Source organism: Runella limosa DSM 17973, assembly GCF_000482465.1.
GTDB classification, from domain to species: Bacteria; Bacteroidota; Bacteroidia; order Cytophagales; family Spirosomataceae; genus Runella; species Runella limosa.
Genome location: NZ_AXVJ01000055.1, coordinates 25,380 through 38,588, shown reverse-complemented (window position 1 = coordinate 38,588; position 13,209 = coordinate 25,380). Strand labels below are relative to the sequence as shown.

The 13,209-nt window shown below is 45.1% G+C and carries 13 protein-coding genes; 10 read left to right on the top strand and 3 right to left on the bottom strand.

What is annotated here, in order from left to right; genetic code table 11:
• Positions 1-83 precede the first annotated feature (83 nt).
• A complete protein-coding gene (locus K339_RS32635; RefSeq protein ID WP_051397819.1) occupies positions 84-1,289 on the bottom strand; it encodes a DUF6600 domain-containing protein in 1,206 nt (401 codons plus the stop codon).
• Between the two features lie 285 nt (positions 1,290-1,574).
• Between K339_RS32635 and K339_RS0105340 the strand changes: the two genes are divergently transcribed.
• Together K339_RS0105340 and K339_RS35750 are read left to right on the top strand one after the other, a co-directional pair.
• A complete protein-coding gene (locus tag K339_RS0105340; RefSeq protein ID WP_028522692.1) occupies positions 1,575-1,946 on the top strand; it encodes a BlaI/MecI/CopY family transcriptional regulator in 372 nt (123 codons plus the stop codon).
• Complete coding sequence (locus K339_RS35750) at positions 1,943-3,427, top strand: M56 family metallopeptidase (protein WP_028522691.1); 1,485 nt, start codon at positions 1,943-1,945, stop codon at positions 3,425-3,427. The genes K339_RS0105340 and K339_RS35750 overlap by 4 nt, the downstream gene beginning before the upstream one ends.
• A 71-nt stretch (positions 3,428-3,498) precedes the next feature.
• Here the strand turns inward: K339_RS35750 and rhaT are convergent, their stop codons facing one another.
• Complete coding sequence (gene rhaT, locus K339_RS0105330; protein ID WP_028522690.1) at positions 3,499-4,551, bottom strand: L-rhamnose/proton symporter RhaT; 1,053 nt, start codon at positions 4,549-4,551, stop codon at positions 3,499-3,501.
• 267 nt (positions 4,552-4,818) lie between these two features.
• Between rhaT and thrC the strand changes: the two genes are divergently transcribed.
• The 8 genes from thrC (at position 4,819) to K339_RS0105285 (ending at position 11,651) form a co-directional block, all read left to right on the top strand.
• Positions 4,819-6,120 carry a threonine synthase gene (thrC, locus tag K339_RS0105325; RefSeq protein WP_028522689.1) on the top strand — a complete coding sequence of 434 codons (1,302 nt, stop codon included), beginning with the start codon at positions 4,819-4,821 and terminating at the stop codon, positions 6,118-6,120.
• Positions 6,121-6,123: 3 nt separating this feature from the next.
• Positions 6,124-6,591: a GNAT family N-acetyltransferase gene (locus tag K339_RS0105320; protein WP_028522688.1), complete on the top strand. Its 468-nt coding sequence runs from the start codon at positions 6,124-6,126 to the stop codon at positions 6,589-6,591.
• Between the two features lie 162 nt (positions 6,592-6,753).
• On the top strand, positions 6,754-7,347 hold the full coding sequence (locus tag K339_RS36485; protein ID WP_064750948.1) for a PspC domain-containing protein: 594 nt from the start codon (positions 6,754-6,756) through the stop codon (positions 7,345-7,347).
• Between the two features lie 56 nt (positions 7,348-7,403).
• Positions 7,404-7,574 carry a LiaI-LiaF-like domain-containing protein gene (locus K339_RS37440; RefSeq protein WP_169731813.1) on the top strand — a complete coding sequence of 57 codons (171 nt, stop codon included), beginning with the start codon at positions 7,404-7,406 and terminating at the stop codon, positions 7,572-7,574.
• 12 nt (positions 7,575-7,586) lie between these two features.
• Positions 7,587-8,603 (top strand): toast rack family protein, encoded by a 1,017-nt coding sequence (locus tag K339_RS0105305; RefSeq protein WP_028522687.1) that lies wholly within the window; start codon positions 7,587-7,589, stop codon positions 8,601-8,603.
• 144 nt (positions 8,604-8,747) lie between these two features.
• A complete protein-coding gene (locus tag K339_RS0105295) occupies positions 8,748-9,866 on the top strand; it encodes a TlpA disulfide reductase family protein (protein WP_028522686.1) in 1,119 nt (372 codons plus the stop codon).
• Between the two features lie 126 nt (positions 9,867-9,992).
• A complete protein-coding gene (locus K339_RS0105290) occupies positions 9,993-10,889 on the top strand; it encodes an SMP-30/gluconolactonase/LRE family protein (RefSeq protein WP_028522685.1) in 897 nt (298 codons plus the stop codon).
• 18 nt (positions 10,890-10,907) lie between these two features.
• Positions 10,908-11,651 (top strand): M23 family metallopeptidase, encoded by a 744-nt coding sequence (locus K339_RS0105285; RefSeq protein ID WP_028522684.1) that lies wholly within the window; start codon positions 10,908-10,910, stop codon positions 11,649-11,651.
• Between the two features lie 52 nt (positions 11,652-11,703).
• Here the strand turns inward: K339_RS0105285 and K339_RS32620 are convergent, their stop codons facing one another.
• Complete coding sequence (locus tag K339_RS32620; protein ID WP_051397818.1) at positions 11,704-13,197, bottom strand: TlpA family protein disulfide reductase; 1,494 nt, start codon at positions 13,195-13,197, stop codon at positions 11,704-11,706.
• Positions 13,198-13,209: the final 12 nt, after the last annotated feature.

Below are 13,209 nucleotides of genomic sequence, written 5' to 3'. Positions count from 1 at the left end.
TCATAGTAAGGCAACAAAAACGGGCTGAATGTCTATTTCAGCCCGTCGAATGACTCATATCAAGTTGTGAATGCCTTTTTTACTCAATCTCTTATTCTTCGCCCTCCTCCTCGTTCACCTTGGTGCTCTCCCGAAGGCGACGACTGGGTTGAGCCGCGTCCTTGCCATCCTCCACGGTCATTGCGGGGCGTTTCGCTCCGTTCTGTCGAACGGCTAGGACTTTGTCCTTCGCTTCGGCGTTGCGGGCTACTGTCTCTTTCTCCCCCACCCTGCCAAGTACGTTCGGCACCACCGCGCGGCTGTGGTTGGTAACCTCCGCCACGCTCCTGAGGCGCATTTTGCGGTTGTTCATAGCGTTGCTGTGGTTGTTCCTGACGTTGCTGCGGCGGTTCGTAACGAGGTTGTGGTTGTTGATATCGCCCGTCGTCTCTGCGGCTATCGTTTCGCTGTCCCTGTGAGTTACGGTCGTCATAACGAGGGTTATTTTGATAACGATCATTGTAGCGTGGGTTATTTTGCCCCATGCGATTGTCGTACTGCCGTTGGGGGTACGAGCGGTTATTTTGTGAATAACGGTCGTTACGGTTATAATCGTTGCGGCGGTAATTGCGGTACAAGTCATCGGCCCGATACACATTCACGCGGTTACGAGTGATGCGTTCTAAATCGTGGCGGTGAGGGCCAAACACGTACGCGCGGTTGTTGTAACGGTAATAATTATTGAGGTACGACGTTCCACCCCACAAACCAGAGATGCGGTTTCGTGGCACACAGTAGCTATAAACCCGAGGGTTACGGATATAGATGTCGGGAACAAACACCCAGTAGTTGTACGGGATGTTGATGTTAATATTGATGTCCAGCCCCATCCCTGGGCCTAATGGTGCCCAACCGTAGTAACCACCACCCGAGCGCCACGTTACCCAAGCAGGCCCCCATTCATAACCAGGAATCCATACCCATCCATAGTAGCTATCAAACGTCCAGCGTCCGTAGTGAAATGGTGCCCAGCCCCACGGATAATCCGACACCCACGTATTGCCGTATTCAGTCATTTCCCAACGGCCATTGGTACCATAAGGCTGAAAATCAGTATCTACGCGCGGGCGCCATACCCGTCCATACGAAGGATAGTCCATCCAATCGCCATAAGGAGAAAGTTCATCGTAAAACTCATCGTACGATGGTTCGTAGTCGTAGTTTTGAGCCCAGCTTTTTTGGGAAGCGAAGAGCGTCACGACAATACCCAAAGCCAAAAACAGAGCGCGGAAGTTATTGAAAGTCATCATTGTTTTCAATTGTTAAAGGAAGCTGTTGCTTTTGTAATGATAACGAAAAGGTACAGCTTTTCATTTCAATCGACAAGTCTGTTAACAATCATTAAGCAAAATGACGCCATAAATTCTACAAAGAGGTGACCCTCTTACGGGGTCAATGAAATAAGGGCATAGAAATAGAGTTTTTTGTTCAGATGTTCCTCGTGTTTTTAATCTATTTCAAAAAAATTAAAAAATTTAGTTGACAGTCCATTTTTTTATTCTACATTTGTAGAAGAAAATACACATCCATAGAATATGCAACTTTCTAAAGCCGAAGAACAACTCATGGAACACCTCTGGCGGCAAGGCCCCATTTTCATGAAAGACCTGATTGAGGCTCATCCAGACCCCAAACCCGCCGCTACCACCGTTGCTACCTTGCTCAAAAGGATGCAGGACAAAGGCTTTGTGGGCTACGAAACTTTTGGAAACTCTCGACAATATCATGCCCTTGTCACCAAAGAGGATTATTTCGGGAAGCACGTCAAGGGCTTGATTCAGCAATTTTTCGGCAACTCTGCCTCTCAATTTGCCTCCTTTTTTACCACGGCTACCAACCTCTCCGAAACTGAGTTAGAAGACTTAAAAAGTGTGATTGAACAACAAATCAAAAACAAACAACAATGATACTCTACGTGCTCAAATTCACCGTTGTATCGGCTGTGTTGCTGATGGTTTATCATTTTTTGCTGCGCAAAGAAAAAGTCTATGTCTTTAGTCGTTTTTTCTTGGTATTTGGGCTGGCGTTCGCTGCCCTGGTACCCTTCATCCCCATCCAACTTCCTTCTACGGTCGCGCCCGTGCCTACCTACCTCAGCCATGAAACAGCCATTATTTCGCCCAACCTTGCCCCAAAAGCCGCAACAACTTCCCCTGTTGTGCAGCAGACGGTTGAAAAAACAACCACTATTTTCCCTTCTTTGGAGCAACTCATTGGCGGATTATACCTGCTGGTAGCTAGCTTATTATTAGTACGTTTTGTTAAAAATCTTTGGCTTATGCGAAAGAGCATTGGGCAACATCCCGTCGTTCGGCAAGGCCAATTAAGGATTGTTCTTCTTCCCCAAGCCATTACTCCTTACAGTTTTTGGAATTACGTTTTTGTCAACGAAACCGAATATTACCAAGGCAGCATTGAACCCGAAATTTGGCAGCACGAAGAAGCGCACATTCGTCAGAAACACACTTTTGATATTCTTTGGAGCGAGTTCTTCAAAATTATTGGCTGGTTCAACCCCGCCGTGTGGTACTACCGCCACGCGATTGCGCTCAACCACGAGTTTTTGGCCGACGAATGGGTACTTCGCGCCCATCCCAATCCGCCCGTTTACCAATACTTGCTACTCCACCGCCTTTGTCACCACACGCACCTTGCCTTGTCGAGTTCATTTAATTATAAAATCACCAAAACCCGTTTCGCCATGATGCAAAAAAACACAACCCCTCTCCGCGCATTTGGTCTTCAAGCTGCTGCCTTTGTCACCATCTTGGGCGTAGGCATTGCTTTTGCCGACCTTAGTTGGGCGCAAACACCTGCTCCTCCAACTATTCAACCTGCTTCTGGTGCTAAAGCCATCTCTACCCCCGATGGAGCCTCTCCCGAAGTGATTGCCGAATATCAAAAACTGGTCAACAAATACCTCACAAAAGGGGTACACAATGGCAAAGAATGGAGCCGATTAGACCTCCCTAACGAAACCGACCGTGCCCGTTTGGAAGTGCTTTTTAAGTCGATGAGTGAAACCCAGCAGCTACAGCAGCAGTATGCCATGAATCCACCTTTAAAACCATTGCCAAGAATTACGCCTACGGAAAAAGAGTTTGAATCCTACAAAAATCCAAAAATTTACGGACTCTGGCTTGATGGCAAAAAAGTGCCTAATTCGGTGTTGGACAACTACAAAGCGTCTGATTTTTCGCAAGTATTTATCAGTCGCCTTTACAAAAACGCCCAAGCCACGATTGGTTACAAATACAAGTTTCAGCTGGACTTAGAGACCACAGCCTACTACGAAAAAAACCGAGCAGAAACCTTGGCAGATAAGCGTTACTACTTGGGTTTTAACATGGAAAAATGGAAGAAAGAAAACGCCGAGAAAGGAAAATAAACATAACCTCTCAAACAAAAAGTGGCTGTCCCTTAGGTTGGAGACAGCCACTTTTTTTATAAAAACGAGCATTACAAGCTATTCCCAATCCCCACAATAACCACCGAAACGAGCATGGTGAGAATCCCTAGCACAATCGTGCGGAAAGTACGGGGAGAAACGGCTTTCCACTCCTTAAAATACAATCCCCATAAGTTGGCCGTTAGGATGATGGTTGCCATGTGGAGAATCCACGAACTAGCCCCGTTACCCAATTTGCTTTCACCCATTCCGTAGAAGAAAAATTGCAAAAACCAGGTAGTTCCCGCAATTGCTGAGAACAAATAGTTTTTGACGAGGGGCGTGGTGGGATTGAGGTAGTCGCCAAACGATTTGTTGCGGCTGTTAAGAATCATACACCAAATAAAATTGGTCGTCAGTCCACCCCAGAGTAACACCACATAAATCACGTTGTTTTGGTAAAGCGGATTCATCCCCGCAGCTACGGCAGCATCAGCCATGGGTTTTCCAGCTTCGATGCCAAAATTAAAACACGCGCTCAACGTGCCCGAAATAATGGCCACCACCAATCCTTTTCCCACGTTAAACTCCGCCACACTCTTTTGTTTTTCTTCGGTAGAAAGTTCGTTTTCTTTCATCATTCCTGCTTTTCCACAAATAAAAATACCAAGCAAGCACACCGCAATTCCCAGCAACACCACTTGGCCACTGCGCGAATTAATCATATCAATGATAGACACTTTTCCTTCGGTTGGATACACTGCGTAGAAAATAGCAGGAAGCAATGACCCAAACGCCGAACAGAACCCTAAAGTCACGGAGTTGCCAAGCGACATGCCCAAATAACGAACTCCCAACCCATACGTAAGTCCACCGATTCCCCATAAAAGTCCAAAGAAAATGGTCAGTTTAATAACGTCAGAGGAGGTCGCTTTGATGATTTCGGAAAAACCTGGAATGGTTAACCAAGCGGCCAGGGGCGGCATAATGAGCCACGAGAATAGCCCCCCGATAATCCAATAACTTTCCCAAGACCATCCTTTTACTTTTTTGTAGGGCATATAAAAACTACCCGAGGCAAATCCCCCTATTGAGTGAAAAATAACGCCTAAAATAGACTCCATGAGAAAACGGTTTTTGAGTTAGTAAAGAGTTGAAAATTGTATTAATACAACAAATTGTACAAACTTAGATAGCTGCATACCCTCAACTGTCCTTGACTGTCATGTAAAAAGATTTTTTTTACTCCGTTTTACGCACCATGTATTGTAGCTTTTTTGAAGTGCATCAAAACGCAAAAATGAGGAAGTTCTTGCATGAGGGGGATGAGCGGCGTAATTTTGGATTCTCAATTTTGTAAAAAATTAACACGCATCGCGTACCACCTTCCAATGATTTTATACAGTACCAAAAATACACAGCTCAAAGCCTCCTTAGAAGAAGCTGTTTTTCGTAGCCTTCCTGCCGATAATGGGTTGTATATGCCCGAACATATTCCCAGCATTTCACCCGATTTTTTAGCGAATATCGAGCAACGTTCGTTCAACGAAATTGCGTTTGAAGTATCAAAAACACTTTTGAGCGACGACATTCCCGAAGCCGATATTCTGCAAATTGTGGAGCGGGCCTTTGATTTCGATGCGCCAGTGGTACCAATTGAAGATAAAACGTACTGTTTGGAGCTTTTTCACGGGCCGTCGATGGCATTCAAGGATTTTGGGGCGCGCTTTATGGCGTCGTTGATGTCTTATTTTTTGGTACGTTCGCAGCAAGAAATACGCATTTTGGTGGCTACTTCGGGAGATACAGGTGGCGCAGTGGCCCAAGGATTTCACAATGTACCGGGCATCAACGTAACGATTTTGTACCCCAGCGGAAAGGTCAGCGATATTCAAGAAAAACAATTGACCACCTTGGGTGGAAATGTAACCGCGCTGGAAGTGGACGGTACATTTGATGACTGTCAGGCGTTGGTAAAGCAAGCTTTTTTGGACGACGAACTCAATAAAAAGTACAACCTAGCCTCGGCCAATTCCATCAATATTTCACGCCTTATCCCGCAGTCGTTCTATTATTTCAGAGCGTATGCGCAAGTAAAGCATTTAGGCCTGCCAGTCGTTTTTTCGGTGCCAAGCGGAAACTTTGGCAACTTGAGCGCTGGACTTTTGGCGTATCGGATGGGTTTACCCGTGGCGCATTTTATTGCCACCACCAACCGTAACAACGTCGTTCCGAACTATTTGTCGAACGGAAATTATGCGCCTGTACCGTCGGTTGAAACCATTTCCAACGCCATGGACGTTGGAAATCCAAGCAATTTTGTGCGGATGACTCGCTTTTTTGGTGATGAATGGGCAAAAGTAAAACAAGACATTTCGGGTTTTTGGTTTAATGATGACCAAACCAAAGCCGCCATGCGCGAGGTATATGACCGCACGGGCTATTTGATGTGCCCACATACGGCCGTGGCTTATTTAGGTTTAAAAGAATACACTAACCTAACCCAAAAAGAAGTGGCGGGGGTATTTTTGTCAACGGCGCATTATGCCAAATTCTTAAACGTCGTTGAAGATGCGTTGGGCACTGGCGAGGTCGAGATTCCGACACGTTTGTCTGATTTGCTCAGTAAAGAAAAAGTAGCCACCCCAATGACCAAACAGTTTGCTGATTTCAAAGCCTATTTGTTGGGATAAAATATGAACATCATCGTTGCTCGAACTTCTGAACACTACCTTGAGGCGGTCGAACTCTTCAAAGAGTACGCCACCAGCCTTGGCATTGATTTGCAGTTTCAGAAGTTCGACAACGAACTTCAAATCCTTCCGACCATGTACGGCCCGCCTGTGGGCGAGTTGTGGTTGTTGGAAGAAGACAACAGTTTTGTAGGCTGCGCCGCCTTGCGAAAACTAGAAGAAGGTGTCTGTGAATTAAAACGAATGTATATCCGCCCTATCTACAGAGGTAAGCGCTGGGGGCGGGAATTGATGGACGTGGCGCTCCAAACCGCTCAATCGTTGGGCTACCATACCATGCGTTTAGACAGCCTACAACGCTTGGAAGCCGCCGTAAAACTATATGCCTCCTACGGCTTTCAGCCAATCTCTCCTTATAATTTCAATCCAGAGGCGGATGTGGTCTATTTTGAGAAAAATCTCCTTTCCTAGACTTCCACCTCATCCCCAAAATTCTCCATTCATTTTGTCCTTTAACCGTTGGTCGTAAAAAATATTTTATTACCTTGCATTGCATAGTACCTTTGAATCAACAATAAAGCCCCACGGCATACAAACCAACTTTTCACAATCACTTATAAATCAACCATCGCCATGAACAATAAGCCCTTACGTCGAATACAAAGTGAAGCCGTTTTAGGCGGTGTCGCTGCTGGTCTTGCCGATTATTTCGGAATGGACAAAGCCTTGATGCGTGTCATCCTTATCGTCTTAATGATTTTTGCCAAAGGCGTCCCCATTGTTTTACTCTACATCATTTTGTGGGTAGCGTTGCCTGTCGGTGGCCCTTCCACACCCGCTGTGGGACTAGAAAACAACTGGCAATACCCCGATGACATGGCTCCTAAAAAGACCACCAATCGTGGCATCGAGATTGTAGGTTATGGTTTATTGTTGATTGGCGGATTTATGCTTTTCGACCGTCTTTTCCACTGGATGCACCTACAGAAGTTTATTCCAGCGGCTATTTTAATCGGAATAGGCTTGTTTTTGATTTTGAGAAACAATAACACTCAAAATGAAACACCAACTTCCTCAGCAGACAGCGACCGTGCTACGCCTTCGTGGACTGATTCGGCACCGATTTCGTCGTGGCAGCCTCCTGCCTCTAACGAACCGACCGAACCAACAACGCCATCTTCGGACGAATCCAAAGAGGACAAAAGCCCCGATGAGCCAAAAGCCTAATACAGCATTACTCACTAAAAAAGTTTACTTCTTTACACCTTTAAATCTTGATTGCCATGAATTATCGAAGCACTTTCTGGGGAATCATCCTCGTATTAATCGGCGGCCTCTTGCTCATGCGTGAGTTGTTTGATTGGTTTGATTTCGAGCGTTATTTTTTACCTGTTGTGTTGATTGTGGGAGGAGCGTTGCTCATTTTTAAAGATAAAATCAAAAATCTTTCTTAACCCCACTTCGCCATGAAACAATCCTCTAATACCCTCGTTTGGGGTTCTATACTTCTGGCCTTTGGGTTGGTGCTTTTGGCCAAAACCCTCGGTTGGTTCCACATTGACTGGGGTTTTACACTTCGCTTTTGGCCTGTTTTATTGATATTGGCAGGAGGCGTTTTGTTACTTAAACAATCATGGTCTGGGGTAGTAACCGCCATTTTGATTGCCTTAGCAATTCCATCAGCCATCATTAATGGTGCCAATAAAAAGTTTCACGACTGGGACGACCGTGGTTTTGAGTTTAACATCGACGATTTTGATGACGATGATGACGACCACCATAACCACCACAAGGACTACGAAGAACGCTCCGATACCTACTCAAAAGACGGGAAAACCCACTTTTCTGAGCCATTTACCGAAAATATTGCCGATGCAACTTTGAAGTTTGGCGCTGGCGCAGGTGAATTTACCATTGAAGGCACTACCTCTCAACTGGTAGAAGCAGATGCTGAAACGGAGTTTGGTAACTACATCATGACGGCAAAACGAAACGAAAGCACCAAAACTAGCGTGGTGGACTTTGAAATGGAAAGCAAAGACAGCACAGGTCGCAAGAAAATCCGTATTCGTGATTTTGACAATATGGATAACCGCGTAGAAATGCGTTTGAGCGATAAACCTACTTGGACCTTCGATTTGGGGCTTGGTGCTGGAAAAGGAAATTTCGACTTGTCGGCTTATCGGGTGAAAAAAGTAAAACTCGGTGCAGGTGCTGCCGAAGTTGACCTCAAACTTGGTGATAATGTTGAAAACGACGCCCAAATCGACATCGAAGCTGGCGTAGCCTCCATCGAAATTAACATCCCCGAATCGGTAGGGTGTGAATTTAAAATCGACGGGGCGCTAAATTCAAAAGACCTCGACAATTTTGAAAAAATCAGCAGCGGTTTGTATCGCACATCTAACTATAACTCGGCGAAGAAAAAAATCAAAATTTCGTACGAGGGTGGCATCTCTTCTTTGGAAGTGAATCGTTACTAGGCTGGCACAGTGCCGTTGTTAATAAATAGTCTCAAAAATGCTGCTGGTCAGAATGACTGGCAGCATTTTTGTTTTTTGTACCTTTGTAACACACGCAACAAAAGCGGCCTTTTTTCGTTCACTATTGGCAAACATCGCACAACAATGAAACAACTACTGACTGCCTCGGCATTATTGGCAAGCATAACCCTCTTTGCACAAAGCACGCCCAAAGATTTCACCATATCGGGCACGGCTAAAACATTGCAACCCAAGGAAAAAGTGTATCTCGAAATCCCTGGAACTCAGCCGTTGGTTGTGCTAGACTCAGTGACGGTGGGTAACGATAAACGTTTTACATTTAAGCGTAAAGAGCTTGACGAAGGAACTGTTTATCAGGTGAACATCGCTAAAAAACAGCGCTTCATTGTGTTGATTGAAGGCGGCGAAAATATTGAAGTTACGGCGGATGGAACGGAAAATGGCGCTGCGCAAATCAAAGGTTCGGCCAACAACGATAATTACCAGAAATTGATAGGGATGTACAAGGTAATGTCAGAAAAATCGGCCAAATGGCAAGATGAATACGCCAAAGCTGAACAAAAGAAAGACAGCAAGAAAATAGCCGAAATTCAGCAGGCATTTGAAGCAGAAAGCAAGGACTTTACAGCCAAAGTGAAGGCAATGATTCCAGAAATGGGCACATCCCTTTCGGCATTGTTTGCGACCAATTTCCTCAACCCAGAGGTAGAAATGAGTACTATTATCGAACTGGCCCAGAAGTTTGAAAAAGAGCGCCCTAACATGAAGCAAGGACAGATTTTTGTCGGTAATGCCAAACGTATGCGCGGGATTCAAATTGGTGACAGCGCTCCAGAGATTACTTTAAATACAACCCAAGAAAAACCCCTGAGCCTTTCATCCCTTCGTGGAAAAGTAGTTTTGATTGACTTTTGGGCGTCGTGGTGCGGGCCTTGTCGCCAAGAAAACCCTAATGTGGTGAAAGCCTACAATCGCTTCAAGGACAAAGGCTTCGAGATTTTTAGCGTGTCGCTCGACAAAGACAAAACTGCATGGGTTAAAGCCATTGAAAAAGACGGTTTGTTATGGCCAAGTCACGTATCTGATTTGAAATATTGGCAATCGGCTGCTGCCCAAACGTACGGGGTGAACGGTATTCCTGCAACGTTTTTGTTGGACAAAGACGGAAAAATTATCGGTAAAAACCTTCGCGGTGAAGCACTTGAGAAAAAATTAGAAGAAGTATTGAAAGTAAATAATTAAGTCATTTTCTCGCTTCCTACTTCTAAAAAATAAAACATGAAAACTTTTCAGGTGTTCGTCACTTGGAAAGTTTTTTTATTTTGAGTCAAACCTTAATCTTTACAGTATTCTAAAACCAGCGAAACCATGCGCCATTTTTACCTCTCAACTATTCTTACTGCGTTATCTGGACTCGGAGCCCTTGCCCAAACCTCCGACTTTACCCGTGAACATGAGTTTACCAACAACTGCGAAGGGCCATCGGTGGATGGTGAAGGCAATGTCTATGCCGTCAACTACGCCATGGATGGCACCATTGCCCAAATCCCCAAACGCAATAAAACGTCGATTTTTTTGACCTTACCCAAAGGAAGCACAGGAAATGGGATACGTTTTGGCAATGCCAACACTTTTTATGTCGCCGACTTTACAGGCCATAATGTACTGAAAGTCAACCTAGTGACAAAGCAAGTGAGTGTTCACTGTCACGAACCAAGCATGAATCAACCCAATGATTTGGCGATTACGAGCAAAGGGCACATTTTTTGTTCAGATCCCAACTGGAAAGCTGGGACGGGACAAATCTGGCACGTGTCGCCCGAAGGAAAAGCCAAAATTGTAGCTCCCTCAATGGGAACAACCAACGGGATTGATGTCAGTCCTGACGAACGGACATTGTACGTCAATGAAAGCGTGCAACGTAACGTCTGGGCTTTCGACATTGGTGCGGATGGAAGCTTGTCAAACAAACGTTTGTTGATACAATTTGCCGACGGAGGCATGGACGGAATGCGCTGCGACGCCAACGGAAACCTGTACATCACCCGCCATGGAAAGGGTGAAATAGCCGTTGTAGCACCCGATGGAAAAATCGTTAAGACCATCAAAACCAAAGGCAAAAGTGTGTCTAATATTTGTTTTGGAGGCAAAAAAGGGCGAACTTGCTACATCACTTTACAAGACAGAGGCTGTATGGAAACTTTTACCGCCGATGCTCCTGGTAGAGAGTGGACAATGATGCAAGCTTTTTTAGGAAAGAAATAACCCCATTAATACGTTTAAATGCAGAAGTTTAACGCTCTTATCATTCTGATTTTAGGCTTACTGGCAGCTCGTTCGGATGCCCCGCGCGAACAAATGATAACGTTGGGAATGGCTTTTCAAGATTTGAATTCGCAGATTCGGGAGCAGACCCTGACGCCTGATTCCGCTCAATTGCGCTTTCAGGCTATTTTGCGAGAATTGCGCCAAGTAACTCAGCCGTATCGTCAGCAAAACTGCACGGACTCGGTTCGATTTGTGTTTCCATTGCGCGATTACGATTCCAACAACATCGGAGGACATGGATCAGGTTTTCGCCCAAAAGGCTTCAATTTATTTGACCATAAAGTACAAGGAAGCCATCCCGCACACGATATTTTTGTCTATGACCGTAACCAAGATAGCGTTGATGACCAGACAGATAAGCCCGTGGATGTGTTGGCGATGCGCCCTGGTATTGTTGTAGCAACAGAAACTAATTGGTCACCCGAAAGCTTGTACCGAGGCGGAAATTTTGTGTGGATTTATGACCCTTGCCTCGATGGCTTATTTTATTACGCCCACCACAGCAAAGTAATGGTAGAAGCAGGCGATGAAATAACGCTTGGACAAAAAATAGCGGAAGTAGGCCGTACGGGACTCAACGCCGCCAAGGCACGCTCAGGTACCCACCTCCACATGATGTATCTTCAGCTGACTCCCGAAGCGCTTCCTCATCCTGTAAATACCTACGATTGGCTAGCGAGCGCTGAAATAATACGATAAAAAAAAATCGCCGCATGGTGACCCATAGCGGCGATTCTCTTCACGAAACCAATCACTTCTTTACCAATCCACTTAACTCTTTTTGAAGCGTTTTGTTATCAGGAAATTCTTGCGGAATCCAGCGTTCTACAATCTTTCCTTGCGCATCTATCAATACGAACGGATAACCCATGGTGGTTGCGTAGGTTTCTTTTAATTTTTGGGCGTCTTCGTCGGAAGCCCAAAGATGGACAACACTCGGACGGTTTTCGGTCAACGAATGCCAAAGCTCAAAAGACGTATTGGGTGTAACGTTGAGATAAACAAACGTTAAACGACCTTTGTAAGCTTCTTCGAGCGGCTTAAAAATAAGCTCGTGCTGTTTTAAATTAAAGCAAAAAGCAATGCAGATGGGCTTACCTTGAAGACTTTGGAGGGTTACTTCTTTGCCATCGCGGTCTTTGAGTAAAAAGTTGGGGGCGCCCTTTCCTACGTACATGCCTTCTTTGGCCGTAATGCTTTGTTTAAAATACGGAAGGAGCTCGGAAGATGGGTACGCACGTTCAAATTTTTCTAATAAACTATGTGCCGCAGTCATGTCGCTTCTAAATGCCACCGCATAATCAACCCAATGCGTGAGCAAATAAGCACGTTGTTTGGAATACGCCCTCAGCTGTTCGTCGCTTTCTTGATAAGCTAGTTGTAATGCCTCACCCGACAAAATGTAGCGTTGCGCCGAATCTGTTGGGTACTTTTTGGTAATTGGAATCAGGATATGATTTACCAATTCGCGGCGGTATGGCTCACTCATAAGGGCGGCATCGGGCAAGATTTTGAAGTTTTGAAGCGTAAAATTTTCTACCTCTTGGCGCTGCGTAGCTTTGAGTTGAACTCCCTGACTTTCACGGATTTTTTTATCCAATACCAACTGACGGGTTAAATACGCTTCGGTGTTGATGGTCGCTGTGATGTACGCATCAAACGCTTCGCTGATGGGCTGTTGGCTTTTCAATGTTTGAAAACGCTGTAAACGAGCTTGTTGCAGGCTGTCCACCTTTGGCAAGATAATACTGTTGTCGTTTTTGGTAGGTTTATAGCCAAATACGGGCAAGTATTCGTATAAGTTTTCTTTGAAATAATCCCGCAAAAACTCTTGGTAATAGGCATTTGTTCCCTCAAAAGTCAACGATTTGTTGGGATGAATCGTTACCGTTAGCTTATCGTTGGGACTAATAAACAATACCCGATTAAAGCTTTGACTAACAGGCTGGTAGGCCGAAGCCCCCGCAGCAGTTGGGACAATTTGAAGCCGTACCAACTGAGGTTCGGTAAGCTCCACTTCCGCATTGGCTATTTTTTGGTTAGTAATTTCAAAATAACCAATATTTAGAAACTCAACATCGGCCAAACCAATGGCTGGAGAGGGCTGGAATTTTACTTTTTCCGTTACCAGCGACACCGAAAAATTGGTGGCCTCAGGGGCCATTTTGAGGGTAATTTGGGCATTTTGTGCCTTCAGGACTTGTGCAAACAAAAGCGCAAAAAGGCCATAGAGAGGATATTTCATAATGCGTTATTT

Coding starts and splice junctions, on each gene's coding strand:
- K339_RS32635 (WP_051397819.1), bottom strand. CDS start 1,289: ATGATGACTTTCAATAACTTCCGCGCTCTGTTTTTGGCTTTGGGTATT.
- K339_RS0105340 (WP_028522692.1), top strand. CDS start 1,575: ATGCAACTTTCTAAAGCCGAAGAACAACTCATGGAACACCTCTGGCGG.
- K339_RS35750 (WP_028522691.1), top strand. CDS start 1,943: ATGATACTCTACGTGCTCAAATTCACCGTTGTATCGGCTGTGTTGCTG.
- rhaT (WP_028522690.1), bottom strand. CDS start 4,551: ATGGAGTCTATTTTAGGCGTTATTTTTCACTCAATAGGGGGATTTGCC.
- thrC (WP_028522689.1), top strand. CDS start 4,819: ATGATTTTATACAGTACCAAAAATACACAGCTCAAAGCCTCCTTAGAA.
- K339_RS0105320 (WP_028522688.1), top strand. CDS start 6,124: ATGAACATCATCGTTGCTCGAACTTCTGAACACTACCTTGAGGCGGTC.
- K339_RS36485 (WP_064750948.1), top strand. CDS start 6,754: ATGAACAATAAGCCCTTACGTCGAATACAAAGTGAAGCCGTTTTAGGC.
- K339_RS37440 (WP_169731813.1), top strand. CDS start 7,404: ATGAATTATCGAAGCACTTTCTGGGGAATCATCCTCGTATTAATCGGC.
- K339_RS0105305 (WP_028522687.1), top strand. CDS start 7,587: ATGAAACAATCCTCTAATACCCTCGTTTGGGGTTCTATACTTCTGGCC.
- K339_RS0105295 (WP_028522686.1), top strand. CDS start 8,748: ATGAAACAACTACTGACTGCCTCGGCATTATTGGCAAGCATAACCCTC.
- K339_RS0105290 (WP_028522685.1), top strand. CDS start 9,993: ATGCGCCATTTTTACCTCTCAACTATTCTTACTGCGTTATCTGGACTC.
- K339_RS0105285 (WP_028522684.1), top strand. CDS start 10,908: ATGCAGAAGTTTAACGCTCTTATCATTCTGATTTTAGGCTTACTGGCA.
- K339_RS32620 (WP_051397818.1), bottom strand. CDS start 13,197: ATGAAATATCCTCTCTATGGCCTTTTTGCGCTTTTGTTTGCACAAGTC.